Origin of the sequence: Mesorhizobium sp. B3-2-1 (assembly GCF_006439515.1) — a bacterium.
In the GTDB taxonomy this organism is placed as follows: Bacteria; Pseudomonadota; Alphaproteobacteria; order Rhizobiales; family Rhizobiaceae; genus Mesorhizobium.
The window spans coordinates 1-14,760 of sequence record NZ_VFTI01000033.1 but is presented as its reverse complement, the minus strand read 5'-3'; the positions used below and the strand labels follow the sequence as shown (position 1 = coordinate 14,760).

Annotated in this window: 9 protein-coding genes; 2 read left to right on the top strand and 7 right to left on the bottom strand. The window is 63.0% G+C overall.

Annotation, left to right across the window (positions count from 1 at the left end; all coding sequences use genetic code 11):
- Window positions 1–74: 74 nt before the first annotated feature.
- Window positions 75–533: a phasin gene (locus FJW08_RS26710; RefSeq protein ID WP_140758954.1), complete on the bottom strand. Its 459-nt coding sequence runs from the start codon at window positions 531–533 to the stop codon at window positions 75–77.
- 248 nt (window positions 534–781) lie between these two features.
- Here FJW08_RS26710 and FJW08_RS26705 point away from each other — a divergent pair, with 248 nt between their 5' ends.
- Window positions 782–4,792, top strand: coding sequence for a PAS domain S-box protein (locus FJW08_RS26705; RefSeq protein ID WP_140812952.1), 4,011 nt, complete (start codon window positions 782–784; stop codon window positions 4,790–4,792).
- A gap of 247 nt (window positions 4,793–5,039) precedes the next feature.
- On the opposite strand, the gene FJW08_RS26700 is transcribed toward FJW08_RS26705, so the two are convergent.
- Window positions 5,040–6,998: an acetoacetate--CoA ligase gene (locus FJW08_RS26700; RefSeq protein ID WP_140812951.1), complete on the bottom strand. Its 1,959-nt coding sequence runs from the start codon at window positions 6,996–6,998 to the stop codon at window positions 5,040–5,042.
- Between the two features lie 204 nt (window positions 6,999–7,202).
- Here FJW08_RS26700 and FJW08_RS26695 point away from each other — a divergent pair, with 204 nt between their 5' ends.
- Window positions 7,203–9,056: an AsmA family protein gene (locus FJW08_RS26695; protein ID WP_140812950.1), complete on the top strand. Its 1,854-nt coding sequence runs from the start codon at window positions 7,203–7,205 to the stop codon at window positions 9,054–9,056.
- Window positions 9,057–9,080: 24 nt separating this feature from the next.
- Here the strand turns inward: FJW08_RS26695 and FJW08_RS26690 are convergent, their stop codons facing one another.
- From FJW08_RS26690 to FJW08_RS26670, 5 genes are all read right to left on the bottom strand, one after another.
- The gene (locus FJW08_RS26690) at window positions 9,081–9,899 is read right to left on the bottom strand and encodes an ABC transporter permease subunit (RefSeq protein WP_015316315.1); all 819 of its coding nucleotides are present in this window, start codon (window positions 9,897–9,899) and stop codon (window positions 9,081–9,083) included.
- The gene (locus FJW08_RS26685; protein WP_140758949.1) at window positions 9,896–10,864 is read right to left on the bottom strand and encodes an ABC transporter permease subunit; all 969 of its coding nucleotides are present in this window, start codon (window positions 10,862–10,864) and stop codon (window positions 9,896–9,898) included. Before FJW08_RS26685 ends, FJW08_RS26690 begins: the two co-directional genes overlap by 4 nt.
- A 9-nt stretch (window positions 10,865–10,873) precedes the next feature.
- Entirely contained in the window at window positions 10,874–12,016 is a 1,143-nt protein-coding gene (locus FJW08_RS26680) for an ABC transporter ATP-binding protein (RefSeq protein WP_140812949.1), read from the bottom strand.
- Window positions 12,017–12,092: 76 nt separating this feature from the next.
- Window positions 12,093–13,190 carry a polyamine ABC transporter substrate-binding protein gene (locus FJW08_RS26675; protein ID WP_140758947.1) on the bottom strand — a complete coding sequence of 366 codons (1,098 nt, stop codon included), beginning with the start codon at window positions 13,188–13,190 and terminating at the stop codon, window positions 12,093–12,095.
- A 328-nt stretch (window positions 13,191–13,518) separates the two neighbouring features.
- Entirely contained in the window at window positions 13,519–14,490 is a 972-nt protein-coding gene (locus tag FJW08_RS26670; protein ID WP_140812948.1) for a DMT family transporter, read from the bottom strand.
- Between the last annotated feature and the right edge of the window lie 270 nt (window positions 14,491–14,760).

The following is a 14,760-nucleotide window of genomic DNA, read 5'->3' as shown; positions in this document are numbered from 1 at the left end:
AACCGTCACTATCTCACATCTATTTGTCCGACAAAATGCGACCTTTTGCTGCATCCGCGGACGATGCGCATTTATTAGGCGGCCTTGATTTCCTTGATCGCCTTTTCGAAGGCGGTCTTGATCGGCTTCGAGACATCCTCGGCCGCCTTGGAGGCAACAGCCTGGAAGTCCTTGGCCTGCTCGACGCTCAGTTCGACGCGCTTGCGCAGGAAGGCGGTCTGCAGTTCGACAACTTCCGACAGCGACTTGGCACCGATCAGGGCTTCGAGATGCGAGAAGCCGGCCTCGGCGTTGGCGCGCAGCGCCGTGATGGTCTTGAGCGACAGATCGCTGGAAACAGCCTTGGCTGTTTCGTAGGTCGACTCCAGGGCCTTCTGGGTCTCCTCGGCACCAGTCTTGAGCTTGGCGTAGGCCTCCTTCGACTGCTCAACGCCCTTTTCGGCGAAAGCGCGCATCTGGTCGGTGGCCTTGGAAGCGTCGAAGCTCGGGAATTCAACGTTTTCGATCGTCTCGGCAGTCTTGGTCCTGGACATTTTCCATCCTTTTCAGCGGCAGCGGCTTTGACAGAAAGCCGTCTCGTTCATGTATGATGGCAATATAAAGGCAAATTTTGTGCATTGCAATATCTTTGTTGCAGTGCACAAAAAAATGTTTTTGGCCGTTAACCAAACGGCCAAAATTCAGCCTTTGCACGTTCTGGCTTGTGGACCTTCGTGGCTGCGGCTTTTATTAACAAAGCGTTAACTGCAAATTCGCCGCTCCGTGAGGGTCCGCCAAGCGCATGCCGTCCGAATATTCCTTCCTCGACGTCGCCGTGCTCGACGCGGTCCGCCAGCGGTTTGCCGCCGGCGACGCGATCGCGATCCTGTCGGTGGACCTCGAGCAGGTGGTCTGGGCCAATGGGCCTGGAGCCGCCATGTTCGGCTATCCCGATATCGAAGCGATCATCGGCGCGTCGACGCGGCTGCCGCTGATCGCGCGCCGTCAGATCATGGCGACCAGCGGTTTCCCGCAGATCGGCGGCGATCGCTCGATCACGGTGCGCCTGGCGACCGGCATGACCAGCCGCGCCGTCGGCTTTCTTGCCAGTGCCGTGACGCTGCCCGACGGCGAGAACGCCATCATGCTGGCGGTGCCTGCGGCGCAGACCGGTTCGCGCAGTGCCGCCGAGATCGCCGGCCGGGCGATCAGCGGCTTAACCGAAGACGGCCATTTCATTGCCTTCGTCGATGCCAAGGGCAATGTCGAGGCCGCCTCGGAAGGATTTTCGGCGCTCGGCATCCAGCCCGCGACACTGGCGGCCCTGGTGGCCGACGTCGCGGCCGAGGGCGAGCGCATCGTCAAGCGCCTCGTTCCGGGCGGCAGGACCTCCTACCCGGCGGGCCTCGCCCGATTGACGCCGGAGCGGCATCTGCTGGTGGTGATCGACGAGGACCAATTCGAAGACAGCGCATCTGCCGCGGCGGCTTCGGCGGACGGCTCGTCCGCGGCAACGGAAGGCCCCGCCAAAGAGACTGGCGCCACAACGGAGGCAGCGGAAACCGCCGCGCCAGAATTCAGGTCTCGGCAGGACAATCAGCCGACAACAGATGTTTCGCGGACGGAGGCGATCGAACGGTTGCCGGCCGCTGCCGAGATCGAACAGGAGCCCGCCCCTTCCGAGCCCGTGGCTGACGATATGCCTGAACGGGCAAAGCGGGAGATCGAGGAGCCGACCGCGCCGGCACCGGTCGCCGCCGACAATGACCAGCCGGCGGCGGGCACGCCGGCACAGCATGATCATTGGTATTTCAATGCCGGAGAAGACGACGCGCCGGCCGCGCCGGAACCCAAAAGCACGACCGAGGCTGGCACCGAGGCTTCGATGGACAGCGTGAAGCAGGACGAGGTCCCCTCCCCGGCAGCCCCGACTACAGCTTCGGCCACCCGGACGATAGACCGCTCGGCGGCACCGCTGCGTTTCGTCTGGCGTACCGACGCCGAGGGCAAGTTCAGCGCGCTGTCGCATGAATTCGCCGATGTCGTCGGCCATCCGGCCGCCGACGTGATCGGCCGACGCTTTAGGGATGTCGCGGCGGCCTTCGGCCTTGATGCGTCCGGCGAGATCGCCGGCCTGCTGGAGCGGCGCGACACCTGGTCCGGCCGCTCGGTGCTGTGGCCGGTCGTCGACACCGACCTGAAGATCCCGGTCGACCTGGCGGCATTGCCTGTCTATGGCCGCAGCCGCGCTTTCGAAGGCTTCCGCGGCTTCGGCGTCGCGCGAACCGGGGATGCGGTCGTCGATCCGGAGGCGATCGGCATGGCATTGGTGCCCAATGGCGAGAGGCCGGCGGCACCGAAACCGGAAGCCGTGGAGACGGTGCCTGAAGAACCAGAGGCCGGAGAGCCAAAGGCATCGGATCCGTTCAAGGGCGAAGTGCCGGCGCTGGCCATCGTACCGAAACCGGAGCGGCGGTTCGCCGACAAGGTCATCCGGCTGGCCGAACATAGGCAACCAGCCAATGACAAGGGGCTGTCGACGCTGGAACGCAGCGCGTTCCGCGAGATCGGCGAGCGGCTGAAGAAAGACAGCTCCGCGGCGGAGCCGCCGGAGGCTGAAGCAATAGAGCCGGCAAGTCAGGCGGAACCAGATGCCGGGACAGGCTCATTGTCGGAGCCGCAAGACACGACCAAGCCCGCGACCGATGCGAAGCCGCCGGCGGCGGACATCGCCACCCCGGATGCCGAACCGACAGATTCGACCCAGGGACCGGTGGCCGGCCCGGCGCATGAGATGCCAGCGCCCGATGCGGAAGACGAGCCGGATGCGGGCGAACCTTCCCCGGGCGATGCCGAGGATCAGAGGGATCTGGCGCGGCTCGACGGTGCGGAGCCGGATCAGGTCGAACAACAAACACCGACTTCCGAATCTCCGCAGCCGTCGGCCTCGGGCTCCCTGCTCGACTATGCCGGCAAAGAGCACGAGCCTGCCCATGCCGCCGGCGGCACCGACGAGGCGCCGGCGCCCGAGGCGCAGGAGATAATCGGGGATGGCGAGGCGCCGGCGCAGGCAGGGCCTGCCAAGGCACCGCCGGCCGATGGCGACGGCATGACGTCAGACGATTTTCGCGACGCCGAGGACAATGAGGATTGGGCCGGCGAGGAAGCGGCTGCATCAAGCGCGCCTGCGGCCACCGGCGAAACCGGCGGCACGCATGAAGCGACCGAAACAATTGCCGAGCGACCACGCCTGCAAGTGCCGCCACTCAAAACCGCAGGGTTCATGCCGTCGGCTTTTTCCGTCGGCAACGAAAACAAGACGCCGGATACATCGCTTCTCGGCAAGCTGCCGGTGCCGCTCATCATCCATTCGGGCGACCAGTTGCACTATGCCAACGAGGAATTCCTCGACCTGACCGGGTACGGGACGCTGGAGAGCTTGGAGGATGCTGGCGGCCTCGGCGCTTTGTTTGCCGATCCTTATGCCGGTGACGGCGCCTCCGACGGCAGCGACCGGGCTCTGCGGCTGAAGACGCGCGACGGACAGGAATTTCCGATCGACGCCATCCTGCGCTCCGTACCCTGGCGCGATGGCAAGGGCCTGATGCTGGTCGTTCGCCGTTCCGGCGAGGATGATGCGCCTGTGGCCCTGCACGCGATCGGCGAGGAGCCGACGCAGCCCGACATTTCCGAGCTCAAGGCACGCATCGCCGAGATGCGCACCATCATCGACACCGCCACAGACGGGGTCGTGCTGATCGGCAGCGACGGCACCATCCGTTCGATCAGCCGCCCGGCCGAGGCGCTATTCGGTTTCGACAGCGACGAGGTGACCGGCAAGCCGTTCGCCTCGCTGTTTGCCATCGAGAGCCAGCGCGCGGCGCGCGACTATCTCACCGGCCTGTCGGAGCCTGGCGTGGCGAGCGTCTTGAATGATGGCCGCGAGGTGATCGGCCGCGAAGCACAGGGGCGCTTCATCCCGCTGTTCATGACCATCGGCCGGCTGCCCAACGACAGCGGCTTCTGCGCCGTGGTGCGCGATATCACGCAGTGGAAGCGGGCCGAGGAGGATCTCACCCAGGCGCGTGCCGTGGCCGAACGCGCTTCCTCGCAGAAGACCGATTTCCTCGCCCGCATCAGCCATGAGATCCGCACGCCGCTCAACGCCATCATCGGCTTTTCCGAACTGATGGTCGACGAGAAGTTCGGGCCGGTCGCCAATGACCGCTACCGCGACTATCTGCGCGACATCAACCGCTCGGGCAACCACGTGCTCGACCTGGTCAACGATCTCCTGGATATCTCGAAGATCGAGGCCGGCCAGCAGGAAATGGCCTATGAGGCGGTGTCGCTCAACGATACGCTGGCCGAAACCGTGGCGATGATGCAGCCGCAGGCCAACCGCGAACGCGTCATCATCCGCTCCAGCTTCGCCTCGCGGCTGCCGGAAGTGGTGGCCGACCTGCGCAGCGTGCGCCAGATCGCGCTCAACATCCTGTCCAACGCCGTCCGCTACACCCAGGCCGGCGGCCAGGTGATCGTCTCGACCGCCTACGAGACCTCGGGCGACGTCGTCATGCGGGTGCGCGACACCGGCATCGGCATGAGCCAGTCCGAGATCGAGCAGGCGCTGAAGCCATTCAAGCAGATCAACGCCCTGAAGCGCGGGCGCGGCGACGGCACCGGCCTTGGCCTGCCGCTGACCAAGGCCATGGTGGAAGCCAACCGCGCCCGCTTCAGCATCAATTCGACACCCGGCGAGGGCACGCTGGTGGAGGTCGCGTTCCCGTCGACTCGGGTGCTGGCGGAATAGCAAGCCGAAAAGAAAAGGCGCCCAGAGGACGCCTTAAGAGATGGGATTGCTGTCACAACGGGGGCTTGAGCTGAATTCAGATCCTCCGGGGGCTGAGGAACGGGATTTCTCCCTCAAGTTACGTGCGACTATCGACGCCGGGCCTTAACAAGTCCTTACCGGGTCGCCAAAAAATTTACGAATGTGTACCACTCGTGAAATCTAGGTAAATTCGCGCGACATATTTCGTTAACCATGCCGGTTGCGGTCACTGCGCAAGTTGCGGCAGGTCGCGGAACAACTCCAGCGCTTCCGGGTTGGCGAGCGCTTCCTTGTTCTTGATGGCACGACCATGCACGACATCGCGCACCGCAAGCTCGGTGATCTTGCCCGACTTGGTACGGGGAATGTCCGAAACGGCGACGATCCTGGCCGGCACATGGCGGGGGCTCGCGCCGCTGCGTATCTTGGCGCGGATGCGTTTTTCCAGGTCCTCGTCCAGTTGGACACCCGCGGCCAGCCGCACGAACAGCACGACGCGCACGTCATTGTCGAAATTCTGGCCGATGCACAGCGCCTCCAGGATTTCGGGCATCTGCTCGACCTGGTTGTAGATTTCCGCCGTACCGATGCGCACGCCACCTGGATTGAGCGTCGCGTCCGAGCGGCCGTGGATGATAATGCCGCCATGATCGGTCCATTCGGCGAAATCGCCATGGCACCAGACATTGTCGAAACGCTCGAAATAGGCCGCCTGGTATTTCTTGCCGTCGGGATCGTTCCAGAAGCCGATCGGCATGGACGGAAAGGCCTTGGTGCAAACCAATTCCCCCTTCTCCTGCCTGACCGGCTTGCCGTCGTCGTCCCAGACATCGACGGCGAGGCCGAGGCCCGGCCCCTGGATCTCCCCGGTCCAGACCGGCTCGATCGGCACGCCGAGCACGAAGCACGAAACGATATCGGTGCCGCCGGATACCGAGGCCAGATGCACGTCTTTCTTGATCCCGTCATAGACGAAGCGGAAATCCTCGGGCGAAAGCGGCGACCCGGTGGAGGATATGGCGCGCACCGTCGAGAGATCATGACTGCGGATCGGCTTGAGACCGGCCTTGCGCACGGAATCGATGAACTTGGCCGAGGTCCCGAAGAAGGTCATCTTCTCGGCATCGGCGAAATCGAACAGCACGTTGCCGTCGGGGTGGAAGGGAGAGCCATCGTAGAGCAGCAGCGTTGCGCCAGAGGCCAGACCCGATACCAGCCAGTTCCACATCATCCAGCCGCAAGTGGTGAAGTAGAAGAAGCGGTCGCTGTCGCCGAGGCCGGCATGCAGCCGGTGTTCCTTGACATGCTGGATCAGCGTGCCGCCGGCCGAATGGACGATGCATTTGGGAATGCCGGTGGTGCCGGACGAAAACAGGATGTAGAGCGGATGCGAAAACGGCAGCCGCTCGAAGGTGACGGGCTTGACGGCGAAGGGCGACAGCGCCTCCTCCATCGCCACGGCCTTGTCGATGGTATCAGCCACGTCGGCGGAGGTGCCGAGATAGTCGACGAGCAGGATCTTGCGGACGCTGCCGAGCCTGGCCGCGACCGCCTTGACCTTGTCGGCGACCTCGATCGCCTTGCCATTGTACCAATAGCCGTCCGGCGCGATGAAGATGACGGGCTCGATCTGGCCGAACCGGTCGAGGACGCCCTGCTCGCCGAAATCGGGAGAACAGGATGACCAGACGGCCCCGATCGAGGCGGCGGCCAGCATGGCGGCGACGGCTTCGGGCATGTTCGGCATCATCGCCGCGATACGGTCACCCTTCTTCACCTCGAGCGACAGGAAAAGCTGCTGCAGGCGCGAGACCAGGCCATGCAGTTGGTTCCACGACAGTCGCCTCTCGACCTTGTCCTCGCCACGAAAAACGATTGCGTCGCCGGCCCCGGTTTTCTTCAGAAGGTTTTCGGCGAAATTCAGCGACGCGTCCGGGAAGAAAGAGGCGCCGGGCATCTTCTCGCCATCGAGCAACAGTCGTTCGCCCTTGTCGCCTTCAAGACCGCAGAAATCCCAGACGAGATCCCAGAACGCCTCCCGGTTCTCGACCGACCAGCGGTGAAGATCGGCGTAGGAAGAGAATGGACTGCCGGTACTCGCCGCCGCGGCCTTCATGAAGGCGGTCAAGGGCGAGGCATCAATCTGGTCTTGCGTTGGGGTCCAGAGCGGTACTTCGCCAGCCATGATCGATCCTCCCACGGTCGTCATCGCTTATGCATATCGCAGCGCAGCAGAGCAAGATTTTGTTGGGCCGACTCAGCCAAGTGTGCGCAAATGCCATCGCCGGGCCATAAAGACTTGAAATGCGTCAGCCCTAAGTCGTAGTGACGCCACGGGTTACACCCGTCGGACGATCGTTTTTATCGGAATGGAAGCATACGGGGCTATATGCCATCATCCTTGATCCGCCGCGGAGTATGGGCGATCGGTGTTGCCGCGATCGTCATCGCCCTGGTGGTCGCGGCCCTGCCGCTGATCGCCTCGACGCGGATCGTGCGTGACCGCATCGCTTGGGAATTGAGCGCCTGGAGCGGCTTTCGGGTTGCCATCGAGGGGTCGCCGCGCATCGAGGTCTGGCCGAAATTCCGCGCGATCCTGACCGATGTGACGCTGTCGAAGTGGACGGATGCCGATGCGCCGCCGGTCGTCGAAGCCGAACGGGTCGAGGTCGACCTCTCGGCCATGGCGGCATTGCAGGGCGATGTGGTGTTTTCCACGGCACGGCTGATTAGGCCGACGATCCGGGTCCAGCGCACGGCGGACGGGCTGTTCCTGCCCACGGCGCCGACCGGCGGGCGCATCGCGCGCTCCATCGACGCGGCCCGTGGCCTGGTCAAGACCGACCCCGCCAAGCCCGACCTGGACAAGCTGCCGACCGACACTTTCGGCACTGTGGAGTTCAGGGACGGCCGCATGGTGGCGTCCGTCAACGGCAAGGATATGGAGATCTTGAGCAGTCTTAGCGGCCAGGCCACATGGGCGGCGATGAACAGCAATGCGACGCTATCCGCGACAGGGATCTGGCGTGGCGAAAGCGTGACCGTGGATGCCGCCTCGCCGAGACCGCTAGTGCTGTTTGCCGGGGGCATGGCGCCGCTCACCCTGTCCTTCAAGGCAGCGCCCGCCACCTTCTCGTTCGACGGCACGGCCAACATGTCCGAAAACGCCTATTTCGACGGCCAGGTGAAATTCGCGGCCCCCTCGCTGCGCCGCGTGCTGGAATGGTCACAGGCCGGCATTGCGCCGAGCGCGGCGATCGGCTCGGTCAGCATTTCGAGCAAGGTGACGGCGTCGGCCGGACGCGTCAAATTCGAAAACACGGCGCTGGCGCTGGACAACAACCCGGGCATGGGCGCGCTGGACCTGTCTCTTGGCGAGACGCAGCCGGTGATCTCGGGCACACTTGCCTTCGACACGCTCGACCTCAGGTCGTTCCTATCCGCCTTCACGTCGCTTGGACCGGCGAGCAGCGGCGAGCCAGGTCAGGTCAATACGAGTTTCGCCGACCGGGTCAATCTCGATCTCAGGCTGTCGGCGGCCCATGCCACGGCGGGGAGCATCCAACTTGCCGATGTCGCGGCCACCGCCCAGGTCAAGGACGGTCTTTCCGTCTTCGACATCTCCGACGCCTCGGCTTTTGGCGGCAACATCCAGACCAGCCTTCGTTTCGACCGCAAACCCGAGGGCACCCAGGTCGAGATCCGGCTGCTGGCCTCCGATGTCGATGGCGGCGCGTTCGGTACCGCGGCCGGGATGACCCGGCTGGTGCCGGTCGGCACGGGCACCGTTTCGGTCATCCTCAAGGGGCCGGGAAGGACCTGGGATTCGATCTTTGAAAACGCCGACGGCTCGGTCTCGGCGATCTTCGGCCCTGGCGCGCTCAGCAAGTTCAACCTGCCTGCCTTTCTCAAGCATACCGAACAGGGCGGCTTCTTCGCGCTCGACGATGTCTCGGACGGGACGCTGCCCATCGATGGGGCCGAAGTGAAGGCAACCATTTCGAGAGGCGTGGCCAGACTCGACAAGGCCGAGGCCAATTCGGCGAAATACAAGATCTGGCTTTCCGGCATCGCATCCTACGCAGGACGCGGACTGGCGCTGTCGGGCGGCGTCATCCAGTCGGATCAGCCGGCAGCGCAAAAGAGCGGCCAGCAGGGGCCTAACCAGTCGTCGTTTTTCGTCGGCGGAACCTGGAGCACGCCATTCATTTCACCGATAAGCCGCGGCGTTTCGGGCGAATAAGGCCTTGCGCCCGAAGCGCAGCTCCTAACCGCGCTGAGCGGCGCGCTCGTCAAGCTGCCGCTGCACCTCGCGCCGCTTGTTGGCGACCGAAGCGATGATGACGCCAACCGTGACGATAGCGATCAGAAGGGTGCAGGCGGCATTGATCTCCGGCGTCACGCCGAGACGAACCTGGCTGTAGATCTTCATCGGCAGCGTGGTGGCGCCAGGACCCGAAGCAAAGCTGGCGATGACCAGGTCGTCCAGTGACAGCGTGAAGGCCAGCATCCAGCCGGACACGATCGCCGGCAGAATGACCGGCAGCGTGATCTGGAAGAAGGTCTTCACCGGCGGCGCGCCAAGATCCATGGCGGCTTCTTCCAGCGAGCGATCGAAGCTGACAAGCCGCGACTGCACGACGACCGCGACAAAGCACATAGTGAAGGTGATATGCGCCAGGATCACGGTCGTCATGCCGCGATCCATGCCGATGGCGACAAACAGCAGGAGCAGTGACAGGCCGGTAATGACATCAGGCATGACCAATGGTGCGAAGATCATGCCGGAGAACAGGACCCTGCCCCGGAAGCGTGTGTAGCGGGTCAGCGCCAGGGCTCCCATAGTGCCGAGAACCGTGGCCACCGTCGCTGAAATCAGACCGACGCGGATGGTCACCCATGCGGCGTCCATCAGGCCCTGGTTGTGGAACAGCGAGACGTACCATTTGGTGGAAAAGCCGCCCCAGACGGTGACGAGCTTGGACTCGTTGAAGGAGAAGACGACGAGCAGCACGATCGGCAAATAGAGAAAGGCAAAACCGAGCGTGATCGAGGTGATGTTGAAGCGGCTCCAGGTGGTGTTCATTTGTCCTGCTCCTGCGCGCGGGCCTGGGCATGCTGGAACAACACGATCGGTACGATCAGCAGCAACAGCAGGATGACGGCAACGGCCGACGATACCGGCCAGTCACGATTGGCGAAGAACTCGTTCCACAGCGTCTTGCCGATCATCAGCGTCTGCGAGCCGCCGAGCAGGTCGGGAATGACGAATTCGCCCACCGCCGGGATGAATACCAGCAGGCAGCCGGCGATGACGCCGGGCAGGGACAGCGGAAAGGTGATCTTCCAGAAGGCAGCGGTCGGCGGACAGCCGAGATCCTTGGCTGCCTCGATCAGCGAGTAGTCCATCTTTTCCAGCGACGAGTAAAGCGGCAGCACCATGAACGGCAGGTAGGAATAGACGATGCCGATGAAGATGGCCGTGTAGGTGTTGAGGATCACGAGCGGCTGGTTGACGATGTGTAGCGACAAGAGCAACTGGTTGAGCAGGCCCTCGGGCTTCAGGATACCGATCCAGGCATAGACGCGGATCAGGAACGACGTCCAGAACGGCAGGATGACCAGCATCAGCAATGTCGGGCGGATCGTGGCCGGAGCGCGGGCCATGCCATAGGCGATGGGATAGCCAACCAGCAAGGTCAGCACCGTGGAAGTGGCAGCGATGACGACGCTGGTGAGGTACGCCTTGAAATAGAGAGCGTCCTGCGTCAGCCATACATAATTGTCGAAGTTGAGGTCGCGAAAGCCGGCGAAGAAGCCGGAAACGCCGTCCCTGAGGTCGAGCACCGGCGTGTAGGGCGGCATGGCGATAGCCGTCTGTGACAGCGAGATCTTGAAGACGATGACGAAGGGGACGAGAAAGAAGAACAGCAGCCAGAGATAGGGAACGATGATGACGAGCCGGCTGACGAAGCCGGCACCCAAACGCGTCAGGAACGGATTGGCGGCAGTCGATGGCGCGGCGGCATCGGCGACGGCGATATTGGACATGACCGCCCCTTACCGCGCCAGCACGACGCCGGCGTCGGGCCGGAAGGACACCCAGGCACGGTCGTTCCAGGTCAGCGGATCCTCGGTCACACGGGCCGCGTTCATGGCGCTTGCCCGCACGATCTGCCCATCGTCCAGCCTGACGTGATAGACGGTCATGTCGCCGAGATAAGCGATGTCGTAAACCTCGCCCTCCAGCGCGTTGACGGCGTCGGCCGGCTTCTTCGACGAGACCCTGATCTTCTCCGGCCTGATGGCGAAGACGATATTGGCATCAGCCTTTGCGTTCGCGCCACCATTTTCGACGACGATCTGGGCTCCGGTCGCGCCGGTGATGCGAGTTGTCTTGTCGGTCCGCTCGGCAACCTTGCCCTCGAACATGTTCACGTTGCCGACGAAATGGGCGACGAACCGCGACGTCGGGGCTTCGTAGACTTCCGGCGGCGTCGCAACCTGCATGACCTCGCCCTTGTCCATGATGGCGATGCGATCGGCCATCGTCATCGCCTCTTCCTGGTCATGGGTGACGACGACGAAGGTCAGACCAAGCTCCTGCTGCAGATCCATCAGTTCGAACTGGGTTTCCTCGCGCAGCTTCTTGTCGAGCGCGCCGAGCGGCTCGTCCAGCAGAAGCACCTTCGGTCGCTTGGCGACCGAGCGGGCAAGCGCGACGCGCTGGCGCTGGCCGCCGGAGAGCTGGTGCGGCTTGCGCTTGGCGAACTGCTCGAGCTTGACCAGTTTCAGCATATCGGCGACGCGCTTTCCGATTTCGGGCTTCGGCATGCCTTCCTGCTTGAGGCCAAAGGCGATGTTGTTCTCGACCGTCATATGCGGGAACAAGGCATAGGACTGGAACATCATGTTGACCGGCCGGCGATAGGGCGGAATGCCGCGCAGATCCTGGCCATCGAGCAGGATGCGGCCGGCCGTTGGTTCCTCGAAGCCGGCAAGCATCCTGAGCAGCGTCGACTTTCCGCAACCCGAGGCACCAAGCAGGGCGAAGAATTCACGCTCGAAAATGGTCAGCGACAGATTGTTGACGGCGGTGAAGTCACCGAACTTCTTGGTGACGTTGTCGAACTGGATATAAGGCTTGGCGTTCGGGTCGTTCCATGGCGCGAAGTCCCTGCGGATGCTGCCAAGCGATTTCATATCCCACTCCGTACTTTTTTCGTTCCCCAAAAGAAATCGACCCCGGCAGTTGGCTGCCGGGGTCGCGTCGGATCGCCTACTGGCCGGTGACGATCTTGGTCCAGCTGCGCGTGATGATGCGCTGCGTCTTGGGATCGTAAGGCTGGGTGGTATAGAGCTTCTGCAAGGTCGCGGCGTCCGGATAGACGGACGGATCGTCGAGCAGCGCCTTGTCGACAAACTGCTGCGATGCCTTGTTGCCGTTGGCATAAAGGACATAGTTCGACGATTTCGCAATCACTTCCGGCGTCATCATGTAGTTGATGAATTCGAGCGCCTCGGCGACATGCGGCGCATCGGCGGGGATCGCCATCTGATCGAACCACATCTGCGCGCCTTCCTTCGGCACGGAATAACCGATCTCCACGCCTTGCTTGGCTTCGACCGCGCGGTTGCGAGCCTGGAACACGTCACCCGACCAGCCGACCGCCAGGCAGATATCGCCATTGGCAAGTGCGTTGATGTATTCGGACGAGTGGAATTTCCTGATGTAGGGACGGATCTTGAGAAGAGCTTCCTCGGCCTTGGCGATATCGTCAGGCGAGGTGCTGTTGGGGTCCAGACCGAGATATTTCAGCGCCGCGGGCAGGATGTCTGAGGGAGAATCCAGCACATAGACGCCGCAATCCTTCAATTTGGCCAGGCTGTCCGGGTTGAAGAAGGTATCCCAGCTGTCGATCTTGTCGGTGCCGAGCGCTGCCTGCACTTTCTTGGTGTTGTAACCGATGCCGACCGTTCCCCACATGTAATTGACCGAGTATTCGTTGCCGGGGTCGTATTTGGCGGTGCGCTCCATAACCGTATCCCACATGTTGGAGAGGTTCGGCAGCTTCGACTTGTCGAGCTTCTGGAACACACCGGCCTGGATCTGGCGGGCGAGGAAATTGCCGCTCGGCACGACGACGTCGTAGCCGCTACCACCGGCGAGCAGTTTGGTTTCGAGGATTTCGTTGGAATCGAAGGTGTCGTAGACGACCTTGATGCCGGTCTTCTTGGTGAAATCGTCGATGATCGAACTGTCGATATAGTCAGACCAGTTGAAGACGTTGACGACGCGGTCCGCGGCGTGACCGGCGGGTGTCAAAAGCGCCAGAAATACCGAGGTTGCCGAAAGCCAGAGCGCTTTGCGGATCATGCTATTCTCCTTTGGTGAGTGTTCCATCGCCGGCGCGTCGCGACATGCTCGCGCGGCCGGGCATTTGCTTCAGACTATTGGGCTTTCCAGGGATCGACAAGCACCATCCGGCACGCCGCCTGCCGCCACCCGGTCGTTCGGGGCGGGAAGGAATTGCGGTGCCGTCAGAAGCTTTCGCCGCCGCGCGGAGAGAGATACAAGAATGTGGTCCGGTCTCGATCGAGCCGCCGGGGAGACTTGGCAAGATAAGCCTGTCTTGTTGTTGCCGTGTTCCCAGCCTGCCCGGGCGGCAGCGACGTTGTCAATGGGCAAAGCTTCGGCGCCGGCATCAATTAGGCGAAGGTACTCCGGTGACCCCCGCCCGCTGCGGTCGCGCCTGGCGCTTGAATTCGAGCCCAATATGGACAAGCAGCGCCGTGACCACCACCGCGCCGCCGATGATGGTGCGCCCGGACGGCACCTCGGAATGGATGAGCCAGACCCATATCGGCCCCAGGATCGGCTCGAACGTGCCGAGCAGTGCCGCGATCGCCGCCGGGATCAGGCGCGCGCCGGTGGCGAAGAACGCGAGGCCAAGGCCTAGATTGACCACGCCGAAGACGAAGAGAAAGCCCATGTCGCCGGCCGACACCATGAAGGTCGAGGCCTGCGAGGCAGCGAAGCCCGCCGCCAGGATCGTGCCCAGACAGGTCGCCGGCGTCATGCGCACGCTGGAGAAGCGCCGGGTGATGACGGTGGCGGTCGAGAACATGAACGCGATCAGCAGCGCCAGTCCATCGCCTATGGGCGAGACGGCACCGTCAAGAGATTCAGAGACCATGATGGCGACGCCGGCGATGACGGCGGCAATCGCCATCCAGGTTGCGACGGTTACCCGTTCGCGAAACAGCGCCCAGGCAAACAAGGCCGCCAGGAGCGGCACGCCGGCCTGCATCAAGAGGATGTTGGCGACGGTGGTGTAGGCAAGCGCCACGACGAACGAGGTCGACGCGATGGCGAAGCAGAATCCCACCGCAATGCCTGGCAGGCCCATGTGCCGGAATGACTTCACCATGCCGCGCCAGCCGTCACGCCAGACCATGAAGCAGAGCAGGAAGGCGGCAGCCCAAACGGAGCGCCAGAAAATAACCGTCCAGCTGTCACCGACGCTTATGAAGCGGGCGATGGTGCCGCCGAAACTCCACATCAGCGCCGACAGGAATACCAGAAGCATGCCGACGCGTTCCTCGCGCGGCGAGACTGTCGAGGTAGCAAGGCCGGTCGACGCAACGAGGGTCGGAGATGATGCTGTGTCTGTCATGGCGCGACTGTCGAGCTTTTGTGGACGGGACGATGCGCAAGGGACGACAAAAAACTACTCTGTTCACGTAACGCAAAGGTGCAGACCGGGGATGATCCAGTGCGGCGCTCCGTTTGGCGCACTGCAAGGCTTGACCAACCTTACGGAGTGTTTTTCTTGCCGCGAATGAGGCTCCAGAGACCCGCCAAAGGGACTAGGGCGTAGTGACGATTTAACTACCTGAGCCAGATGGCGATAGCTGCAAGTTTGACAAAGCCCATGAAGTTGGCG